The sequence below is a fragment of the Aromatoleum diolicum genome (genome assembly GCF_012910955.1).
GTDB lineage: Bacteria > Pseudomonadota > Gammaproteobacteria > Burkholderiales > Rhodocyclaceae > Aromatoleum > Aromatoleum diolicum.
Window position 1 is genome coordinate 1 of the sequence record NZ_WTVQ01000043.1, and the last position, 16386, is coordinate 16386.

The following is a 16386-nucleotide window of genomic DNA, read 5'->3' on the forward strand; positions in this document are numbered from 1 at the left end:
TCTACTTGCTCCACCACCGCCAGTTTAAAAGCCAGCGTGTAGTCCCGCTGTGTCCTCTTAATCCCCGTTTCCATCTGACTTCCCCTTTCTTTCCAGAAAAGGTGTCAACTTCTTTCAGGACGGGTCAGGTCACAAAAAAAGGCCGCCTCGTCTGCACGAGGCGGCCTTTTCTATCTCAGTCGTGCTTACTGGACTTTAGCCTTGCCCCGCAGTTCCATGATGTGCTTTTCGATCTTCTGCTGCTGAAGACGCTGCTCGATCTGCGGCTTCACTTCGGCGAAATCCGGAGCCTTGAGGTCGCGCACGTCGTCGAGCTGAATCACGTGATAGCCGAAATCGCTCTTTACCGGCGTCGCGCTGTACTGGCCCTTTTCGAGTTTCACCATCGCCTCGGAGAAGGGCTTCACGAACATCCCGGGGTTGCTCCAGCCAAGGTCGCCACCGTTATCCTTCGAGCCCGGATCCTTCGACTGCTTGGCCAGGGTCTCGAACTTTTCGCCCGCGCGGAGCTTGGTGATGACGGACTTGGCCTCTTCCTCGGTTTCGAGGAGCACGTGACGCGGCTTGTATTCCTTCGCGCCCATCTGGCTCTTGATGCCCTCGTACTCCTTCTTGAGCTCGGCCTCGGTCACCGGATTCGCCTTGACGAAGTCCTGGATGTAGGCGCGCAACAGCACCGCCTGACGAGCGAGATCCATCTGGGCCAGCACATCGGCCTTCTTGTCGATGCCCTTCTTGGCAGCCTCCTGGGCCATCACTTCGCGACGGATGAGTTCCTCGCGAACCGCATCACGCAGCTGGGGGGTGTCCGGCGCACCCTGCGCGCGCTGTTCGTTGAACATGACATCCGCGCGCGTTGTGGGAATTGCAGTGCCGTTGACCGTCGCCGTGGGCGCAGCCGCACCGGCTGCGTGGGCGATCAGGCCGGCCATGAGGCCGAGGGCAAGGCGGCTGGGAAAACGTTTCATTAAAGTTCCTTCTGGGTGAGTTGAATGCTGGCCTCTTCGGCCGTCAGGGCGCGAATCGCGAGTGCGTGGATGCGCGTACGCATCAACTCGCCAAGCGCGCCGTATATCAGGCGGTGGCGCGCCACCGTGTTCTTGCCCTGAAACTGATTTGAGACCATAGTCATACTGTAATGACCGCCACCGCCCCGTGCACCGGCGTGGCCGGCGTGCAGTGCGCTGTCGTCCTCGATTTCGATCGACACCGGGTCAAGAACGGCAAGCCGCTGACGAATTTCGTCGATGACGCTCATGGCAGAACCTTCTTGTATGGTCGCACACTGGTGCGGGCGAACACGCCCTCGATGACATACGGATCGGCGGCGAGCCACGCTTCTGCTTCCGTCTGCGAGGCGAACTCGGCGATGATCAGACTGCCGAAAAATCCGGCCGGCCCGGGATCCGGCGAGTCGATGGCTGGCATCGGACCCGCGACCAGCAGGCGCCCTTCATCGCGCAAGGCCTCAAGCCGGGCGAGATGACCGGGCCGGACTGCCATCCGGACATCGAGCTTGCCGGGCGCATCTTCACCCGTCAATACATAAAACATCAGGTCGTTTCCTCCTGGACATGTCTGGAAAGGTAGAAGCCTTGGGCGACGACGAACACAAGCATCAGCCCCATGCCACCAAACAGCTTGAAATTGACCCAGGTTTCCTCGGGAAAATTAAAAGCGACGTAGAGGTTCAGGACCCCCATCGCGCTGAAAAATGTCGCCCAGGCGAGATTGAGACGCCCCCATACCACGTCGGGCAGCCGAACCTGCGCCTCCAGCATCTTGCGGATCAGATTGCGCCGGAAGACGAGTTCGGAAACGACCAGCGTGCCGCCGAATAGCCAATACAGCGCCGTCGGCTTCCATTTGATGAAGGTCGGATTGTGGAACATCAATGTTGCGCCACCAAATACCACGATGATCGCAAGGCTGACCCAAAGCATCGTGTCGACCTTGCGATGCCGAAGCCATACCCAAGCGATCTGACCGACGGTAGCGAGAATGGCCACCAGCGTGGCAAGCAGGATGGGCGCCTGGGCAAGCTCGATGCCGTCACCGAGCCAGCGCGACGCAAGATCGTGGGCTGCGGCCTGGTTGCCACCGGCAACCTTGTAGGCGGCAAAGAAAAGAATGACGGGAAGCAAATCGAAAAGAATCTTCATGCGGCGAGATTATAGCGATTAGTGACAACAACCGTCAGAGCTGCTCGCTCGCGGTATTCCCGGAGGCGATCCCTCGGGCGCGCGCCGCGCGCGTCCGCTCGAGTGGAAGGTGGATGATGGCACGCAAGCCACCACCGTCACGCGTGCGCAGTTCGAGTCGACCGTCGTGCGACGCAATAATCCGCTCGACGATCGCCAGACCCAGCCCTGCACCCTTGGTGTTTGTGCGTGCGTCCTCGAGGCGGGTGAAGGGATGGCGCATCCGGTCCATGTCCGCCTCCGGGATTCCGGGCCCGCGATCGGCAACCTCGATCAGGGCCTCGCCCTCCCGATTTGCAAGCTTGATGCTGATAGGCTTGTCTTCGCCGGCATAGCGCACGGCGTTGTCGATCAGGTTCAGCAGGGCGCGCCGCAAGGGCAGGGCGCGTACCGGCGTGATCAAGCGTTTCGGAACATCCACCGCAACGTCGATCCCGCGCAGACGATACGGTTCGGCGAGCTCGCAGACAAGGCGTACGAGATCCAGTTCCTGCAGCGGTTCCTGCGGCTCGCCGCGGCCGAAGTCGAGGAACTGGCCAATGATGCGGTCCATCTCCTCGACATCGGCGACCATTGCCAGCACATCGGTTTCCGGCGCACCGGACATTTCGATGCCGAGGCGCAGGCGGGCAAGCGGAGTGCGCAAGTCGTGCGACACCCCGGCCAAGATCAAGGCACGATCGGCGTCAGTGCGCGCGAGGTCGCCAGCCATCTGGTTGAATGCCTTTGCCACGGTGGCGATCTCGAGGGGGCCGGTTTCGGGCAGATGTGGAGGCGTACGCCCGCTGCCGACCACGCGCGCCGAGCGCGCCAGATTTCGCAGCGGCACGCTGATGCGCGAAACGATCAGATACGCACCGATCAGCGCGACCAGCAAGGCTCCGCCTCCCCAGATGAGCCATTCGATCGCGTGCGTCTGTTCGAGCCGTTCGGAGGGTAGCATCACCCAGAAATCCTGCGCATCGTCCGGATCGAGCCGAAAGCTTACCCAGAAACCGTCCAGCGACTTCCAGCGGGCCGCAAACCGCGTGTGCGTACCGAGTTGGCGCCGGACTTCATCCGTCAGCAGACGCATCGAGCGCGTATCGGGGAGTGGGCGCAGTTCGTCCGTCGGTTCGGCCGGATAGATGCGAATTCCCTCAAGCGCAGCAAGTTCGATCAGCAGTTCGGTGCGGCGTTGCACTTCGGCGTTGATCAGAGCGGTGCGCGTGAGATTGACGACGCTTGCAACCATCTGCGCGAGATCGCGTGCGCGCGCGGGATCCTCAAAGTGCCGGAAAATCTGCGACCAGGTTGCCAGCGCCAGGGTCAACAGCAACGCAATCAGGAAAAAGGTCTGCCAAAGCAGTGTGCGCGGCAGCAATGCAGGTCGCCGCCGCACACCCGGTGCAGTATCAGGATTGATTCCTTCACCGATCGGTGAGGGATCAGTTGTCGCTGGCAGGCTTTGATTCATCCGGCACGAACACGTAGCCAAAGCCCCAGACGGTCTGGATGTAACGCGGCTTGGCCGGGTCCTCTTCGACCAGCTTGCGCAGGCGGCTGACCTGGACATCGATTGCGCGATCGAAGACGCCGTACTCACGCCCACGCGCCAGTTCCATCAGTTTGTCGCGCGACAGGGGCTGGCGCGGATGCTGTAGCAAGACCTTTAGTAGCGAAAATTCGCCGGTGGTAAGTGAAATTTCTTCGCCGTCGCGGGTCAGCGATCGCACGCCCAGATTGACCTGGACCCGGCCGAACCTGACCACTTCGTCCTCGATCGTCGGCGCGCCGGGCAGGCTCGGCGGCTGACGGCGCATCACGGCATGAATGCGCGCGACCAGTTCGCGGGGGTTGAAGGGCTTGGCGAGATAGTCGTCCGCCCCCATTTCAAGCCCGATGATGCGATCGACATCATCACCCTTGGCAGTCAGCATGATGATCGGGATGGCATTCTGATCGGCGCGCAGGCGCCGGCAGATCGTCAGACCGTCCTCTCCCGGGAGCATCAGATCCAGAACCATGACGTCGTAGTGCTCACGGTGGAGCGCACGATCCATCGATCCGGCATCCACGACAGCCTTGACGGTAAAACCCTGCTCCTGCAGGTACCTGGACAACAAATCGCGCAGGCGCGCGTCGTCGTCGACCAACAACACTCGATATCGGATTTTGGCGTTCATAGTTCACATCCTATCCCGTCAGTTTTTGGCAGGCTAGCGCCACGGGTAATCAAACGGGGTTGCCGGGTAACGTTTCGTAAGCGCTTGGGAAATACGCAACACCTCCTTACAGAGTCGCCGCATATTGCGGGCCCGAGACGCCCGTAAATACTGAAATCAAGGTATTTTAGAGTTGTTCGCATGTGACGCGGCATTCAGGTCGAAAAGGTCATGAAAGGTTCCGGACTCGCTGCCATCTTTCCCATTCCGCCGGCTTTTCGAGCTGGTGGGGTCGGGCTTATGTTACGCAACGCCGTCAGTGGGCGCGTTGTCAGTACGAGCGCCGTGTTGATCGCAGCGCTCGCGTCCGCACTTGTATCGACCCCGGGACTTGCCCGCGATCGCGCATCAACTCCATCGCTTGATGGAGGACCGCTGATTATCTATCACAATACTCCGGATCAGCGTCGCGCAGAATTACGCCGCGCACTGATCAGTGGCGCCGATTTTCCGCAAGCGCCGGCCGCGCGGCCGCGTATGTCGCAGGAGCGGCGCGATGCCCTGAATCAGGAACTGCGGGAAGCTGTTCGCGGCGCTTATCAACAGCGCTGAGACCGCGGACGCGCTCGCTGTGCGCACCGCGGATCAACAGTCGGGGCTTTGGGCACTGACGTGCGTCACCTTCGAGGGCCGGCTATCGGTAAAATAGCCGGCCTATGAAAATCCTTTCCATCGAGACCTCGTGCGAACACGCGAGTGTCGCCCTGCTGATCGACGGTGAAGTCGTCGAGCGCACGCTTGAAGGGCACGCCAATCATTCGGAACGACTGCTTCCCACACTGCGAACGCTGCTGGCCGACGCGGGGATTGCGTTGAACGCGCTCGATGCCATGGCATTCGGGGCTGGGCCCGGAGCCTTCACCGGTCTGCGGCTTGCTTGCGGCGTAACGCAAGGCCTTGCGATGGGGGCCGACCTTGGCGTGGCGCCCGTTTGCAGTCTCGCAGCCCTGGCGCTGCAAGGCACCGGGGAGTCGATCTACGTCCTTACCGATGCGCGCATGGGTGAAGTGTATACCGCCGCCTATTGCCTGCAGGATGGGTATCCGCTCGAAATCGCGCCGCCTGCCTGCTGCCCTCCGGATCTCCTGACTCTGCCGCCGGCGGGCCAGTGGTTCGCCATCGGTTCTGCGTTGCGCACATACGAAGGCCGTATTCCCGCGACCGTGTTCGACCGCCTGAGTGGTCGCAACGCCGACGGCGTGCCGCGTGCTGGCGACGTGGCGCGCCTTGCCGCGCGCATGGCGGGCCAAGGCGGCCTCGTGCCGCCGGAACAGGCGGCCCCGCTTTACGTGCGTGACAAGGTTGCGCTGACCACCGCGGAGCGTCTGGCACGCGGAGGGCGGGCGTGACGCCGGTGATCTTCGACTTTGCGCCAATGACTGATGGTGACCTTCCCTGGGTAGTCGAGAATGAGGGGGAGTTGCATGCTTTTCCGTGGACACATGGCAATTTCACCGATTCCCTCACCGCCGGTTACAGCGCGTGGGTGATGCGGCGGCAGGAAGAGCGAATTGCCTATGCAGTGATGTTGACGGTCATTGACGAAGCTCATCTGCTGAATATCAGCGTCGCACGCCACGCCCAGCGCGGCGGGGTCGGTGGGGTTCTCCTGCACCATCTGTTTGGCGAAGCCCTCCGACTTGGGTGCTCGCAATTTTTTCTCGAGGTGCGCCCCTCGAACGACGCGGCACTGGCGCTGTATCACCGCCACGGCTTCGCAGCTGTCGGACGGCGTAAACGCTATTACCCGGCACCGGACGGGCAAAGGGAGGACGCAATCGTGATGAGGCGTGATCTGTGAGTCAACGGCGTGAAGGCGTCCTGCGCGAGATGGGTCTCGCGCCGATCTGGCGCCTGCGCAGCGCAACCGGGGCAGAGGTAATTGACGCGCCGCCTGCGCCGGAGTCCGTTGTGACATCGGTACCGGCTGACGTGCTCGCGGCGGATGAAATCGCCCTGCGGACTGCCCCGAACCCGCGTCCGACACGTCCCCCACTCGCCGATGCGCCACGGGCTCCTGCAACCGCTCCGCGTTCGGAACCCGCGCGAGCGTCGCAACATCCGGCGGCCGTGGCGACGCATTCTGCCGATCCGGTCCGTGTCGCGCGCATTGCCGCACTCGAGTGGGACGAACTCGAAGCGGAGATTCGCGCCTGCCAGGCATGTCGCCTGTGCGAACGACGCAAACAGGCAGTCCCCGGTGTAGGCGATCGGCGCGCCGACTGGATGCTGGTGGGAGAGGGACCGGGCTCGGAAGAGGACCAGCGCGGCGAACCCTTTGTCGGGCCGGCGGGCAAGTTGCTCGACGCGATGCTTTCTGCCATTGGCCTCAAGCGGGGAGAAGGCGTCTATATTGCGAATGCGGTCAAATGCCGCCCGCCACACAACCGCACACCGGAAGCGGACGAGATTGCGACCTGTCTGCCCTATCTGGCGCGTCAGATCGAGCTTGTGCGCCCGCGCTTGCTCGTTGCGTTGGGTCGCCCCGCTGCGCACGCGCTGCTTGACACCGAGATCAGCATTGGTGCTTCACGCGGGCGGATCTTCCATTACCGCGATACGCCGGTGGTCGTGACCTATCACCCGGCTTATCTGCTCAGGAACCAGGCGGACAAGGCGAAGGCCTGGGAGGATCTGTGTTTTGCCAGGCGTGTGATGCAGGGAAGCGGCGGCGAAGCGTAGTTGCCGGGCGGCCCGGGAACGCCGTGGGGGCGTGCCGGAACGCTGTTGAAGGATGTTGTCCAGGCGCTGCTTGACCCGCGATGGCCTCAGGCTCCCGCCGCCACGCCCTGCAGCTAGTGCTTGTGGTCTTCCAGGAGCGTCACGGAATCGAACGCGCGCTGATTCAGTTCGTGGCGGCGCTTGACCATGTACATGGCGCCGGCAACGAAGAGCCCGAACAGCACGATGACCACATTGATCGACATGCCGGTCATGATAAGCAGGGCGTAGAGGCCGGTCATGGTGAGGATCGACAGGTTCTCGTTGAAGTTCTGCACCGCGATGGAGTGTCCGGCGCCCATCAGGATATGCCCGCGATGCTGCAGCAGGGCATTCATCGGGACGACGAAGAATCCGGCAAGCGCGCCCACCAGCACCATCAGGGCCATGGCGAGCGGCGGTTGCGTCACGACCACCATCACGATCACCACCAGCCCCATCGCAATGCCGAGCGGAATCACTTCGACCGAACGACGCAGGCTGATCATTCGCGCAGCCAGCACCGATCCGAGCGCGACACCCAGCGCCACCACGCCTTGCATCATCGACGCTTGCGAGAGATCGAAGCCGAGATTGCGCTCGGCCCACTTGATGACGATGAACTGCAGGGTTGCGCCGGCTCCCCAGAACAGGGTGGTGACGGCAAGCGATATCTGGCCAAGCTTGTCGCGCCACAGCAGTTTCAGGCAGTGGGCGAAATCGTGTACGAGATAGACAGGATTGTTCTTCAGCGGCTTGTGATCGACACCGGTGTCGGGAATGTACAGGTTGAAGACCCCGGCGATCAGATAGAACAGGCCGACTACGGCGATCGTCGCGCGGAAGGCGTTGTCGAGCAGCGGCAGCCCGAGATCGGCTAGCCATTCGGCAACGTCCGGGCGGATCAGCACGCCGCCGACGACGGTTCCGAGAATGATGGCGGCCACCGTCAGGCCCTCGATCCAGCCGTTCGCGACGACCAGCAGGCGATGTGGCAGGTATTCGGTGAGGATGCCGTACTTGGCTGGCGAGTAGGCTGCTGCGCCAAGCCCGATCACTGCGTAGGCGAAGAGCGGATGGGCACCGAGAAACAGCATCAGGCAGCCACCGATCTTGATGGTGTTGCTGATCAGCATCACCCGCCACTTGGGCATCGAGTCGGCAAACGCGCCGACGAAGGCGGCGAGTGCGACGTAGGAAACGGTGAAGAACAGCTTGAGCAGCGGCTCGTATGTTGCCGGAGCTGCCATATCGCGAAGCAGCGCAATCGCGATGATCAGCAGGGCGTTGTCGGCCAGCGCGGAAAAAAACTGCGCCGCCATGATGATGTAGAAACCGAGCCGCATCGGTGCGGGGAGCCGTTACTTATGTAAAGGCCGGTTTATATCACGACCGTCGTCAGTTTGTTGTGATTTGCCTCATGGTCAGTGTCGACGCCATTGTGCGGCGTCAGGGGTGCTGCAGCGCATCAGAGCAACATGTGCTTTAATGCAGGTTATAAATCAAACTTATGGAGTAGCCATGGCTGATCGCAGACTGCAGGTTTTCAGCGCAGTGGCCAAGTACGGTTCATTTACCCGCGCGGCCGAACATCTTTTCATGACCCAGCCGGCGGTCACGTTTCAGATCAAGCAGCTGGAAGAGCATTTCAACACGCGGTTGCTGGAGCGTGGCCATGGGAAAGTCAGCCTGACCCAGGCGGGCGAGGTGGTGATGGCCTACGCAGAGCGGATCCTCGATCTGTCGGATGAGCTCGAATCGCGGGTGTCGGAGCTGACCGATGAACTCGGTGGTTCCCTCAACATCGGCACCAGCACGACGATTGCGGCGTACTGGCTGCCGCAGTTGCTCGAGGGCTTCAAGCGCAAGTATCCGCGAGTGATTCCGCGCGTGGTGGTGGGCAATTCGCAGCTCACCGAGGATCGCGTCGCGTCGCGCGAGCTGGATCTTGCGCTGATCGAGATCGCCTCCGAGCAGCCGGCCGTGGAGCGACTCGCGGCGACGCGCGATGAGTTGCTGGTGATCTGTCGTCCTGGTGATCCGCTCGCAAAATACGACAAGCTCACCGCTGCAGACCTGCGGGATCATCCATTCATCACGCGCGATCCGGGAAACGGCATCCGCATCCTTGCCGAGGAGTTTTTCGCCGCGGCCGGTATCGGCGTGGATCAGCTGACGGTGTCTGCGGAGCTGGGCAGCCTCGCGACCGTCAAGCATCTTGCCGCCGAGGGGATCGGCTATGCGATCGCATCGCGCGCAGCCATCCAGCGCGACATCCGTGAGGGACGCCTGGTTGCGATTCCCCTCGAACCGCGGATCTATACGCCGCTCGAGGTGATCGTGCCGCGCGACAAGTTTCGCTCGCGCCTCATCACGACATTTGCCGAGTATGCCGTTGCGGAATTGCAGCATATGGCCGCCGCCGGCGAGACGGCGTGATGGCGAAGGCCAAGACCAGTTTCGTTTGTACGGAATGCGGCGGACAGGCGCCGCGCTGGCAGGGGCAGTGCCCGCAGTGCAAGGGCTGGAACACGCTCGTCGAGACTGTGGTGGAGCAGGGGGGCGGAGCCGGCAGCCGCTTTGCGGCGCTCGCCGGCACTACCGCAAAGCTGCAGACGCTGGCCGAGCTTGAGCCGCGCGAGGAACCGCGAACACCGACGGGCATCGAAGAATTCGACCGTGTTCTGGGTGGCGGGCTGGTGGCGGGTGGCGTTGTGTTGATCGGGGGGGACCCGGGTATCGGCAAGTCGACGCTGCTGCTGCAGGCCTTGTCCGTCCTTGCAGCGCGCCACCCCGCCATCTACGTCAGCGGCGAAGAATCGGGCGAGCAGGTTGCATTGCGCGCGCAGCGTCTGCAGCTCGATCCGACGGGCCTGCAGTTGCTGGCCGAGATCAATCTGGAGCGCATTCTTGCGACGCTGAAGGACGCACGGCCGCGCATCGCGGTCATCGACTCGATCCAGACGGTGTATTCGGAAGCGCTGCAGTCAGCACCCGGCTCGGTCGCGCAGGTGCGCGAATGCGCAGCGCAGCTGACACGCTTCGCGAAACAGAGCGGCACGAGCCTGATCCTGGTGGGCCATGTCACCAAGGACGGCACGCTGGCCGGACCGCGTGTGCTGGAACATATCGTCGATACGGTGTTGTATTTCGAGGGCGATACGCACTCGAGCTTCCGCCTGGTGCGGGCGTTCAAGAACCGCTTCGGGGCGGTGAATGAGCTGGGCGTGTTCGCGATGACTGAACGCGGCTTGCGCGGCGTGAGCAATCCATCGGCGATCTTCCTGTCGCAGCATAGCCAGCAGGTGGCCGGCAGCTGCGTGCTTGTGACACAGGAGGGCACGCGGCCGCTGTTGGTGGAGATCCAGGCGCTGGTGGACGGTGCGCATAGTCCGAACCCGCGGCGCCTTTCCGTCGGTCTGGAGCAGAACCGGCTTGCAATGCTGCTGGCCGTGCTGCATCGCCACGCGGGCGTGGTGTGCTTCGATCAGGATGTCTTCGTCAACGCCGTGGGCGGCGTGAAGATTACCGAACCCGCGGCCGACCTTGCGGTGTTGCTCGCGATCGTGTCGTCGCTGCGCAGCCGGCCGTTGCCGCGCGAGTTGGTGGTGTTCGGCGAGGTGGGACTGGCGGGGGAGATCCGTCCGGCACCGCGCGGGCAGGAGCGGCTCAAGGAGGCGGCGAAGCTGGGCTTCTCCGTCGCGATCATTCCGAAGGCGAATGCGCCGAAACAGGCGATCGCCGGCATGCGGGTGATTGCGGCCGACCGCATCGAGGAAGCCATCGAGCAGGCGCGCGAGCTGGAGGTTTGACCATCCCGGCAGGCATCTAAGTTAATTATTGCAAATCATTCGTATTCCTGACAGGGTTTCGCTAAAGTGTCATTGACGATCCAGGGACAGGGCTTCCTGTCGGTCGAAACATTGCGCTTCGGCAGTTGGGCGTCATGCGGAGGATTTTCCAATGTCCGAGAGCCCCGATCATGGCTGGATCGCCGATACACCGGATGCGCTGATCCTTGTTGACGCTGTCGGCGTGGTGCTCGAATGGAGTCCTGGCGCGGAGCGGATGTTCGGCTACTCGCGCGCGGAAGCAGTAGGGAGCGGGCTCGATCAACTGGTGGTGATCGCGGAGCGGGCCGATGAGCAGCGGGGCTTCATTGCCGAGACGCTCGCGGCGGGTTGGGGTACGTTCGAATCCCTGCGCCGGAGAAAGGACGGCACGCTGATCTACGTCGATATTTCCGGCAAGCGGATGGGCGACGGTTCGGCAGCGGATAGCCAGGTGCTGTTCTCGGAAAAGGACGTCACGCAGCTGAAGGTGCGGCGGGACAGCAAATCGCTCGAAGCACGCTTCGGTGATTTGCTCGAATCGACGCCCGACGGCATCGTGATCGCCAACTCGACCGGCCATATTCTCGTCACGAACAGCCAGGCGGAACGATTGTTCGGTTACGCGCCGGGCGAATTGCGCGCCCGTCCGGTGGAGGATCTGTTGCCCGAGCGCTTTCGCGCCTCACACAAGGGACACCGTTCGCATTATTTCTCCCAGCCGCGCACCCGCGCGATGGGTGCGGGGCTGGAACTGTTCGGCTTGCGCAAGGACGGCAGCGAGTTTCCCGTTGAGATCAGCCTGAGTCCGCTGATGAGCGAGGAGACCCCGGTGGTGATCAGCGCGGTTCGTGACGTCAGCGAACGCAAGTGCTTCGAGCAGGCGCTGCAGGAAAAGAACCTCGAACTGGAAAACGCGAACCGTGCGAAGGATCGCTTCCTCGCGAGCATGAGCCATGAGCTGCGCACGCCGCTGAATGCGGTGATCGGCTTCTCTGGAACACTGCTGATGAAGCTACCGGGAGAGCTGAACGCGGACCAGACGCATCAGCTGGAGATCATTCGCGGCAGTGCGCGCCATCTGCTGGCCCTGATCAACGATTTGCTGCATCTGGCGAAGATCGAGGCGGGGAAGGTGGAGCTGCATCCCGAGTTGGTCGACTGCAATGCACTGATCGAGGAGGTCGCCGCGACCCTGAGACCGCAGGCCGTAGCCAAGGACGTGGCGCTCGAGCTCGACGTTCCGGTGGAGCCGGTGGTGTTCAGAACGGACCGGCGGGCCGTGAGTCAGATTGTTATCAACCTGACCAATAACGCGATCAAGTTCACCGAACGCGGCAGCGTCCGCATGGGCCTGTCGGCGGGTGACTTCGGCGGACAGCGGCGCTTGGAGTTCAGCGTTCAGGATACCGGACCGGGGATTCGTGAGGATGAACTGGCGACGCTGTTCGAGCCCTTCGTGCAGGGGCAGGCGTCACGCATCAAGGGTGTGGAGGGGACGGGCCTTGGCTTGCACCTTAGCCGCACGCTGGCGGGATTGTTGGGCGGGACGCTGACATGTCGCAGCACGTATGGCGAAGGCTGCGTGTTTACACTCGTCGTGACGGAGATCTGAGCGATGGCTGCAAGAATACTGATTGCCGAGGATCACCCGGCCAGCATGGAGTTGATGCGCTACCTGCTGGAGGCGAATGGTTACAGCACGCTGACTGCGGGGAATGGCGAGGTGGCAGTCGCGGTCGCGCGGCGAGATCGGCCGGATCTGATCGTCTGTGATCTGCAGATGCCCAATCTGAATGGCTACGAGGTGCTCGAGGCGCTGAAGCTCGACGCGAATCTGCAATGCGTTCCGGTGATCGCCGTCACCGCGTTCTCGATGATGGGTGATCGCGAGAAGGTCTTGACCGCAGGGTTCGACGGCTATTTCTCAAAGCCGATCGAGCCTGAAACCTTTATCACGCAGATGGAACTCTTCCTGCCGCCAGCGCTGCGCGGGCGGCGGCCGGAAGGGGAATGAGGACGGAGCGGACGGAAGGCATGGCAAACATTGCTGTCGTTGATGACGTTCCAACGAACCGAGAACTGCTGGCGACGGTGCTGAAGGCGCTTGGTCACCGGGTGATCGAAGCAGCGGATGGGGTCGCCGCACTCGCATTGGTGCGTCGGGAGGCGCCCGATCTGGTGATCTGCGACATCCTGATGCCGGAGGTGGACGGCTATGAGTTCGTACGCCAGCTTCGCGCAGATCCGGCGATCGCCAAGACACCGGTGATTTTCTATACCGCGTATTACCTCGAAGCCGAAGCGCGGCAGCTGGCTCAGGCCTGCGGGGTGGCCGAGATTCTGACCAAGCCGAGCGATCCGGAAGACATCATCGCGGTGGTGAAGCGAGTCCTGAGCGAGGCTGCGGAGGCCGGGCAGGCCGAGGCTCCGACGCCGCCCGAGTTCGATCGGCAGCATCTGCAGCTGATTACCGGCAAGTTGTCGGAGAAGGTGGCGGAGCTGCAGTGCGCGAATGACAAGCTCCAGGCCTTGATCGCACTTAATCTGCAGCTCGCGTCGCAGCGCGATACGTCGCAACTGCTCGACCATGTGTGCACGAGTGCCCGGCAGTTGATCGGAGCCGAGTACGGCAGCATTGCAGTGCGTGTGGCAGGTAGCGACGCGCTTGCGTATGTGGGCCACTGCGGGGTCGATCCCGCGGTGGTGGCGGCGATGGGGCCGTTGCACTTCGATGCAGGCGTGGCGGGCGAGGTGTATCGGTCCCAGCAGGTTCAGCGCCTGGAGCTGTCCGAGGGACAAGACGCCCTCAGTGGCCTTCCTGCCGGATACCCGCCGCTGCATTCCCTCATCGCGGCACCGGTGACTTCGCTGACGAGTGCGTACGGCTGGATCTGTCTCGGCAACAAAGTGGGCGAGACCGGCTTCACCGATGCAGATGAAGAACTCCTGCGCATTCTTGCGGCCCAGGTGGGCCGCATCTACGAAAACGGCAGTCTGTACCGCAGGGTCCAGGCCTATGCGTGCGAACTCGAGGCGGAAATCGTCGATCGCGAGCGCGCGCAACGACAGCTGGCAGCGCAATACACCGTCGCCCGCATCCTCGACGACGCGGGGACGATCGCAGAAGCGGCGCCGCTCCTGCTCGAGGTGGTCTGCAGCGAACTGGAATTCGCCGCAGGAGCGCTGTGGAGCGTGGATGAGCCGGGGCAAATGCTGCGTTGTCTCGAAGCTTGGTGCCAACCGGACGACCTTTGCTCGATCTTCGTCGCGAATACGCGACAGATGACGTTCAGGCGCAAAGTCGGGATTCCCGGTCGCGTATGGGCCTCCGGCGCACCGGTGTGGTTGTCCGATCTGCAGGCGGAGCCGGACGTCGCCAGGAGTCGCGATGCGTTACAGGCGGGTTTCCGCTCTGGGGGCGCGTTCCCGATCGTCGTGCGTGGCCGGGTTGCCGGGATCATCGAGTTTTTCAGCCGCAAGGCGTCAGGGCCGGACACGCGTCTGGCCGAGACGCTGACTGCACTGGGCGGGCAGATCGGGCAGTTTTTCGAACGCAATGCCCAGCAGCAGCGCATCGTGCGCCTGACGCGGGTTTATGCGGTGTTGAGTGGCATCAATTCGACGATCGTGCGCAATCACGATCGCAAGGAGTTGTTCGGCGAGGCCTGCCGGATCGCCGTGCAGCAGGGTGAATTCGGCATTGCCTGGATCGGCGAGTTCGACCCCGAGGCGATGGAGCTGATCCCGGTGGCTTGGGCGGGGATCGATGAGGCGCAGGGGACGGAGCGCCTGTCGGTGCGCAGCGACAGCCCATTTGCGCGGCAGGCTGTAGGTAGGGCAGTGCTGAGCGGCATTCCCGTCTTCATCAACGACTTGTCGAAGGTCAGCGAGGCGGGAAGCCGGTGCGCGGAGGCACTACGCCGCGGATATCAATCACTGATCGCCTTGCCGCTGGTGGTTGAAGAGAAGGTTGTCGGGGTGATGGTGCTTTATGCGCGCGAACCCGATTTCTTCACCGGCGAGGAGCTGGAGCTTCTTACGGAACTTGCCAACGACGTATCCTTTGCGCTCGAGTACATCGGCAAGCAGGACCTGCTCGCCTATCTTGCGTATCACGACGTCCTGACGGGCCTGTCCAATCGCGCGCACCTGCTGGAATCCCTCGGTCAGGCCTTGCAGACGGCGCGCAAGCATCCGGGCGAGAAGGTCGCTGTCGTGCTATGGAACGTCAACCGCTTCCGCAACATCAACGACACTTTCGGGCGTCAGGTCGGCGACCGGGTGCTGCGCGAAGTGGCACAGCGCTTCATGGCGGCGTGGCCGGACGGGACCAGCGTGGCTCGCATCGCCGGGGACCAGTTCGCCGCGATCCATGCGGGGGGGCGGGAACTCACCGAGATCGCGCACTCGATCGAGAATGCCGCTGCCGGAATGCTCAAGCAGCCGATCGTGGTGGGCGAGCATGAGCTGCGCCTGTCGATGTCGGCCGGCGTTGCGGTGTTCTCCGGCGGCGATGAGGATGCCGACACGCTGGTGAAGAATGCCGAGGTGGCGTTGCGCAAGGCGAAGGGGGCCGGGCTGGGCTTCCTGTTCTACGGACCGGAGATGAACGCGCTGATCGCCGAGACGCTGATACTGGAAAACCGGCTGCGTCAGGCGCTGGAACGCGACGAATTCGTGCTGTATTACCAGCCGAAGACGAACGGCGCGAGCGGACGCGTCACCGGGCTCGAAGCGCTGATCCGCTGGAACGACCCGGAGGGCGGGGTGGTGCAGCCGGGCGTGTTCATTCCGATCCTCGAGGAAACCGGGATGATTCTGGAGGTCGGTGCCTGGGCGATCCGCAAGGCGCTGGCCGATATGCAGAAATGGCGCATCGAGGGCATCGATCCACCCCGCGTCGCGGTGAATGTGTCGGCAATCCAGCTGCAACAGAAGGACTTCGTCGATTCGGTGCGTCTTGCGATCAAGGCTTGCAATGGCGAGGCGCCATCGGTGGATCTCGAGATTACCGAGAGCATGCTGATGACGGATCTGGATGACAATATCCTGCGCCTGTCGGAGATTCGCGGGCTGGGGCTGGACATTGCAATCGACGATTTCGGCACCGGCTACTCGTCGCTCGGCTATCTCTCGAAGCTGCCGGTGAACGCGCTGAAGATCGACAAGTCCTTCATCGACACGATGGCGGCGACGCCCGAGAGCATGACGATCGTGTCGACGATCATTTCGCTCGCGCACTCGCTCGGCCTGAAGGTCATCGCCGAAGGGGTCGAAAAGGAGGAACAGGCCAAGTTCCTGCGCCTGTTCCGCTGCAACGAATTGCAGGGCTATCTGATCAGTCAGCCCTTGCCGCCGGATGAGGTGGTCGGCTACCTGCGCGACAGTCTGGCCAGCGTGCAGCTTCAGTGATCGTCAGCGCGGATGTCGGGTGCAGCTTGCATGCCT

16 protein-coding genes are annotated in these 16386 nt (G+C 62.7%); 9 read left to right on the forward strand and 7 right to left on the reverse strand.

What is annotated here, in order from left to right; all coding sequences use genetic code 11:
• Positions 1–185: 185 nt before the first annotated feature.
• The 6 genes from GPA25_RS19190 to ompR all read right to left on the reverse strand — a co-directional run bounded on the left by GPA25_RS19190 (position 186) and on the right by ompR (position 4366).
• Positions 186–968: a peptidylprolyl isomerase gene (locus GPA25_RS19190; protein ID WP_169262014.1), complete on the reverse strand. Its 783-nt coding sequence runs from the start codon at positions 966–968 to the stop codon at positions 186–188.
• The gene (locus tag GPA25_RS19195; RefSeq protein WP_169262015.1) at positions 968–1258 is read right to left on the reverse strand and encodes a BolA family protein; all 291 of its coding nucleotides are present in this window, start codon (positions 1256–1258) and stop codon (positions 968–970) included. Before GPA25_RS19195 ends, GPA25_RS19190 begins: the two co-directional genes overlap by 1 nt.
• Positions 1255–1554: a YciI family protein gene (locus GPA25_RS19200; RefSeq protein ID WP_169262016.1), complete on the reverse strand. Its 300-nt coding sequence runs from the start codon at positions 1552–1554 to the stop codon at positions 1255–1257. The genes GPA25_RS19195 and GPA25_RS19200 overlap by 4 nt, the downstream gene beginning before the upstream one ends.
• The gene (locus GPA25_RS19205) at positions 1554–2162 is read right to left on the reverse strand and encodes a septation protein A (protein WP_169262017.1); all 609 of its coding nucleotides are present in this window, start codon (positions 2160–2162) and stop codon (positions 1554–1556) included. Before GPA25_RS19205 ends, GPA25_RS19200 begins: the two co-directional genes overlap by 1 nt.
• A 34-nt stretch (positions 2163–2196) precedes the next feature.
• Positions 2197–3564 carry an ATP-binding protein gene (locus GPA25_RS19210; protein WP_246265885.1) on the reverse strand — a complete coding sequence of 456 codons (1368 nt, stop codon included), beginning with the start codon at positions 3562–3564 and terminating at the stop codon, positions 2197–2199.
• Between the two features lie 64 nt (positions 3565–3628).
• Entirely contained in the window at positions 3629–4366 is a 738-nt protein-coding gene (gene ompR, locus GPA25_RS19215; RefSeq protein WP_169262019.1) for an osmolarity response regulator transcription factor OmpR, read from the reverse strand.
• A gap of 210 nt (positions 4367–4576) precedes the next feature.
• Here ompR and GPA25_RS19220 point away from each other — a divergent pair, with 210 nt between their 5' ends.
• From GPA25_RS19220 to GPA25_RS19235, 4 genes are all read left to right on the forward strand, one after another.
• A complete protein-coding gene (locus tag GPA25_RS19220; RefSeq protein ID WP_169262020.1) occupies positions 4577–4957 on the forward strand; it encodes a hypothetical protein in 381 nt (126 codons plus the stop codon).
• A 104-nt stretch (positions 4958–5061) separates the two neighbouring features.
• Positions 5062–5754: a tRNA (adenosine(37)-N6)-threonylcarbamoyltransferase complex dimerization subunit type 1 TsaB gene (gene tsaB / locus GPA25_RS19225; protein WP_169262021.1), complete on the forward strand. Its 693-nt coding sequence runs from the start codon at positions 5062–5064 to the stop codon at positions 5752–5754.
• Between the two features lie 26 nt (positions 5755–5780).
• On the forward strand, positions 5781–6206 hold the full coding sequence (gene rimI, locus GPA25_RS19230; protein WP_169262044.1) for a ribosomal protein S18-alanine N-acetyltransferase: 426 nt from the start codon (positions 5781–5783) through the stop codon (positions 6204–6206).
• Positions 6207–6235: 29 nt separating this feature from the next.
• Positions 6236–7087, forward strand: coding sequence for a uracil-DNA glycosylase (locus tag GPA25_RS19235; protein WP_169262045.1), 852 nt, complete (start codon positions 6236–6238; stop codon positions 7085–7087).
• A 113-nt stretch (positions 7088–7200) separates the two neighbouring features.
• Here GPA25_RS19235 and lplT read toward each other — a convergent pair whose 3' ends face one another.
• The gene (gene lplT, locus GPA25_RS19240; RefSeq protein WP_169262022.1) at positions 7201–8451 is read right to left on the reverse strand and encodes a lysophospholipid transporter LplT; all 1251 of its coding nucleotides are present in this window, start codon (positions 8449–8451) and stop codon (positions 7201–7203) included.
• 175 nt (positions 8452–8626) lie between these two features.
• Here lplT and GPA25_RS19245 point away from each other — a divergent pair, with 175 nt between their 5' ends.
• From GPA25_RS19245 to GPA25_RS19265, 5 genes are all read left to right on the forward strand, one after another.
• Positions 8627–9544 (forward strand): LysR family transcriptional regulator, encoded by a 918-nt coding sequence (locus tag GPA25_RS19245; RefSeq protein WP_169262046.1) that lies wholly within the window; start codon positions 8627–8629, stop codon positions 9542–9544.
• Positions 9544–10917, forward strand: coding sequence for a DNA repair protein RadA (gene radA, locus GPA25_RS19250; protein ID WP_169262023.1), 1374 nt, complete (start codon positions 9544–9546; stop codon positions 10915–10917). The genes GPA25_RS19245 and radA overlap by 1 nt, the downstream gene beginning before the upstream one ends.
• 151 nt (positions 10918–11068) lie before the next feature.
• Entirely contained in the window at positions 11069–12550 is a 1482-nt protein-coding gene (locus GPA25_RS19255; RefSeq protein ID WP_169262024.1) for a PAS domain-containing sensor histidine kinase, read from the forward strand.
• A gap of 3 nt (positions 12551–12553) precedes the next feature.
• Positions 12554–12952: a response regulator gene (locus tag GPA25_RS19260; RefSeq protein WP_169262025.1), complete on the forward strand. Its 399-nt coding sequence runs from the start codon at positions 12554–12556 to the stop codon at positions 12950–12952.
• Positions 12953–12972: 20 nt separating this feature from the next.
• Complete coding sequence (locus tag GPA25_RS19265; RefSeq protein ID WP_169262026.1) at positions 12973–16350, forward strand: EAL domain-containing protein; 3378 nt, start codon at positions 12973–12975, stop codon at positions 16348–16350.
• Positions 16351–16386: the final 36 nt, after the last annotated feature.

What these genes read in the sequence shown, in the direction of transcription:
- GPA25_RS19190 (WP_169262014.1), bottom strand. Translation starts at nt 968, where the DNA reads ATGAAACGTTTTCCCAGCCGCCTTGCCCTCGGCCTCATGGCCGGCCTG.
- GPA25_RS19195 (WP_169262015.1), bottom strand. Translation starts at nt 1,258, where the DNA reads ATGAGCGTCATCGACGAAATTCGTCAGCGGCTTGCCGTTCTTGACCCG.
- GPA25_RS19200 (WP_169262016.1), bottom strand. Translation starts at nt 1,554, where the DNA reads ATGTTTTATGTATTGACGGGTGAAGATGCGCCCGGCAAGCTCGATGTC.
- GPA25_RS19205 (WP_169262017.1), bottom strand. Translation starts at nt 2,162, where the DNA reads ATGAAGATTCTTTTCGATTTGCTTCCCGTCATTCTTTTCTTTGCCGCC.
- ompR (WP_169262019.1), bottom strand. Translation starts at nt 4,366, where the DNA reads ATGAACGCCAAAATCCGATATCGAGTGTTGTTGGTCGACGACGACGCG.
- GPA25_RS19220 (WP_169262020.1), top strand. Translation starts at nt 4,577, where the DNA reads ATGAAAGGTTCCGGACTCGCTGCCATCTTTCCCATTCCGCCGGCTTTT.
- tsaB (WP_169262021.1), top strand. Translation starts at nt 5,062, where the DNA reads ATGAAAATCCTTTCCATCGAGACCTCGTGCGAACACGCGAGTGTCGCC.
- rimI (WP_169262044.1), top strand. Translation starts at nt 5,781, where the DNA reads ATGACTGATGGTGACCTTCCCTGGGTAGTCGAGAATGAGGGGGAGTTG.
- GPA25_RS19235 (WP_169262045.1), top strand. Translation starts at nt 6,236, where the DNA reads ATGGGTCTCGCGCCGATCTGGCGCCTGCGCAGCGCAACCGGGGCAGAG.
- lplT (WP_169262022.1), bottom strand. Translation starts at nt 8,451, where the DNA reads ATGCGGCTCGGTTTCTACATCATCATGGCGGCGCAGTTTTTTTCCGCG.
- GPA25_RS19245 (WP_169262046.1), top strand. Translation starts at nt 8,627, where the DNA reads ATGGCTGATCGCAGACTGCAGGTTTTCAGCGCAGTGGCCAAGTACGGT.
- radA (WP_169262023.1), top strand. Translation starts at nt 9,544, where the DNA reads ATGGCGAAGGCCAAGACCAGTTTCGTTTGTACGGAATGCGGCGGACAG.
- GPA25_RS19255 (WP_169262024.1), top strand. Translation starts at nt 11,069, where the DNA reads ATGTCCGAGAGCCCCGATCATGGCTGGATCGCCGATACACCGGATGCG.
- GPA25_RS19260 (WP_169262025.1), top strand. Translation starts at nt 12,554, where the DNA reads ATGGCTGCAAGAATACTGATTGCCGAGGATCACCCGGCCAGCATGGAG.
- GPA25_RS19265 (WP_169262026.1), top strand. Translation starts at nt 12,973, where the DNA reads ATGGCAAACATTGCTGTCGTTGATGACGTTCCAACGAACCGAGAACTG.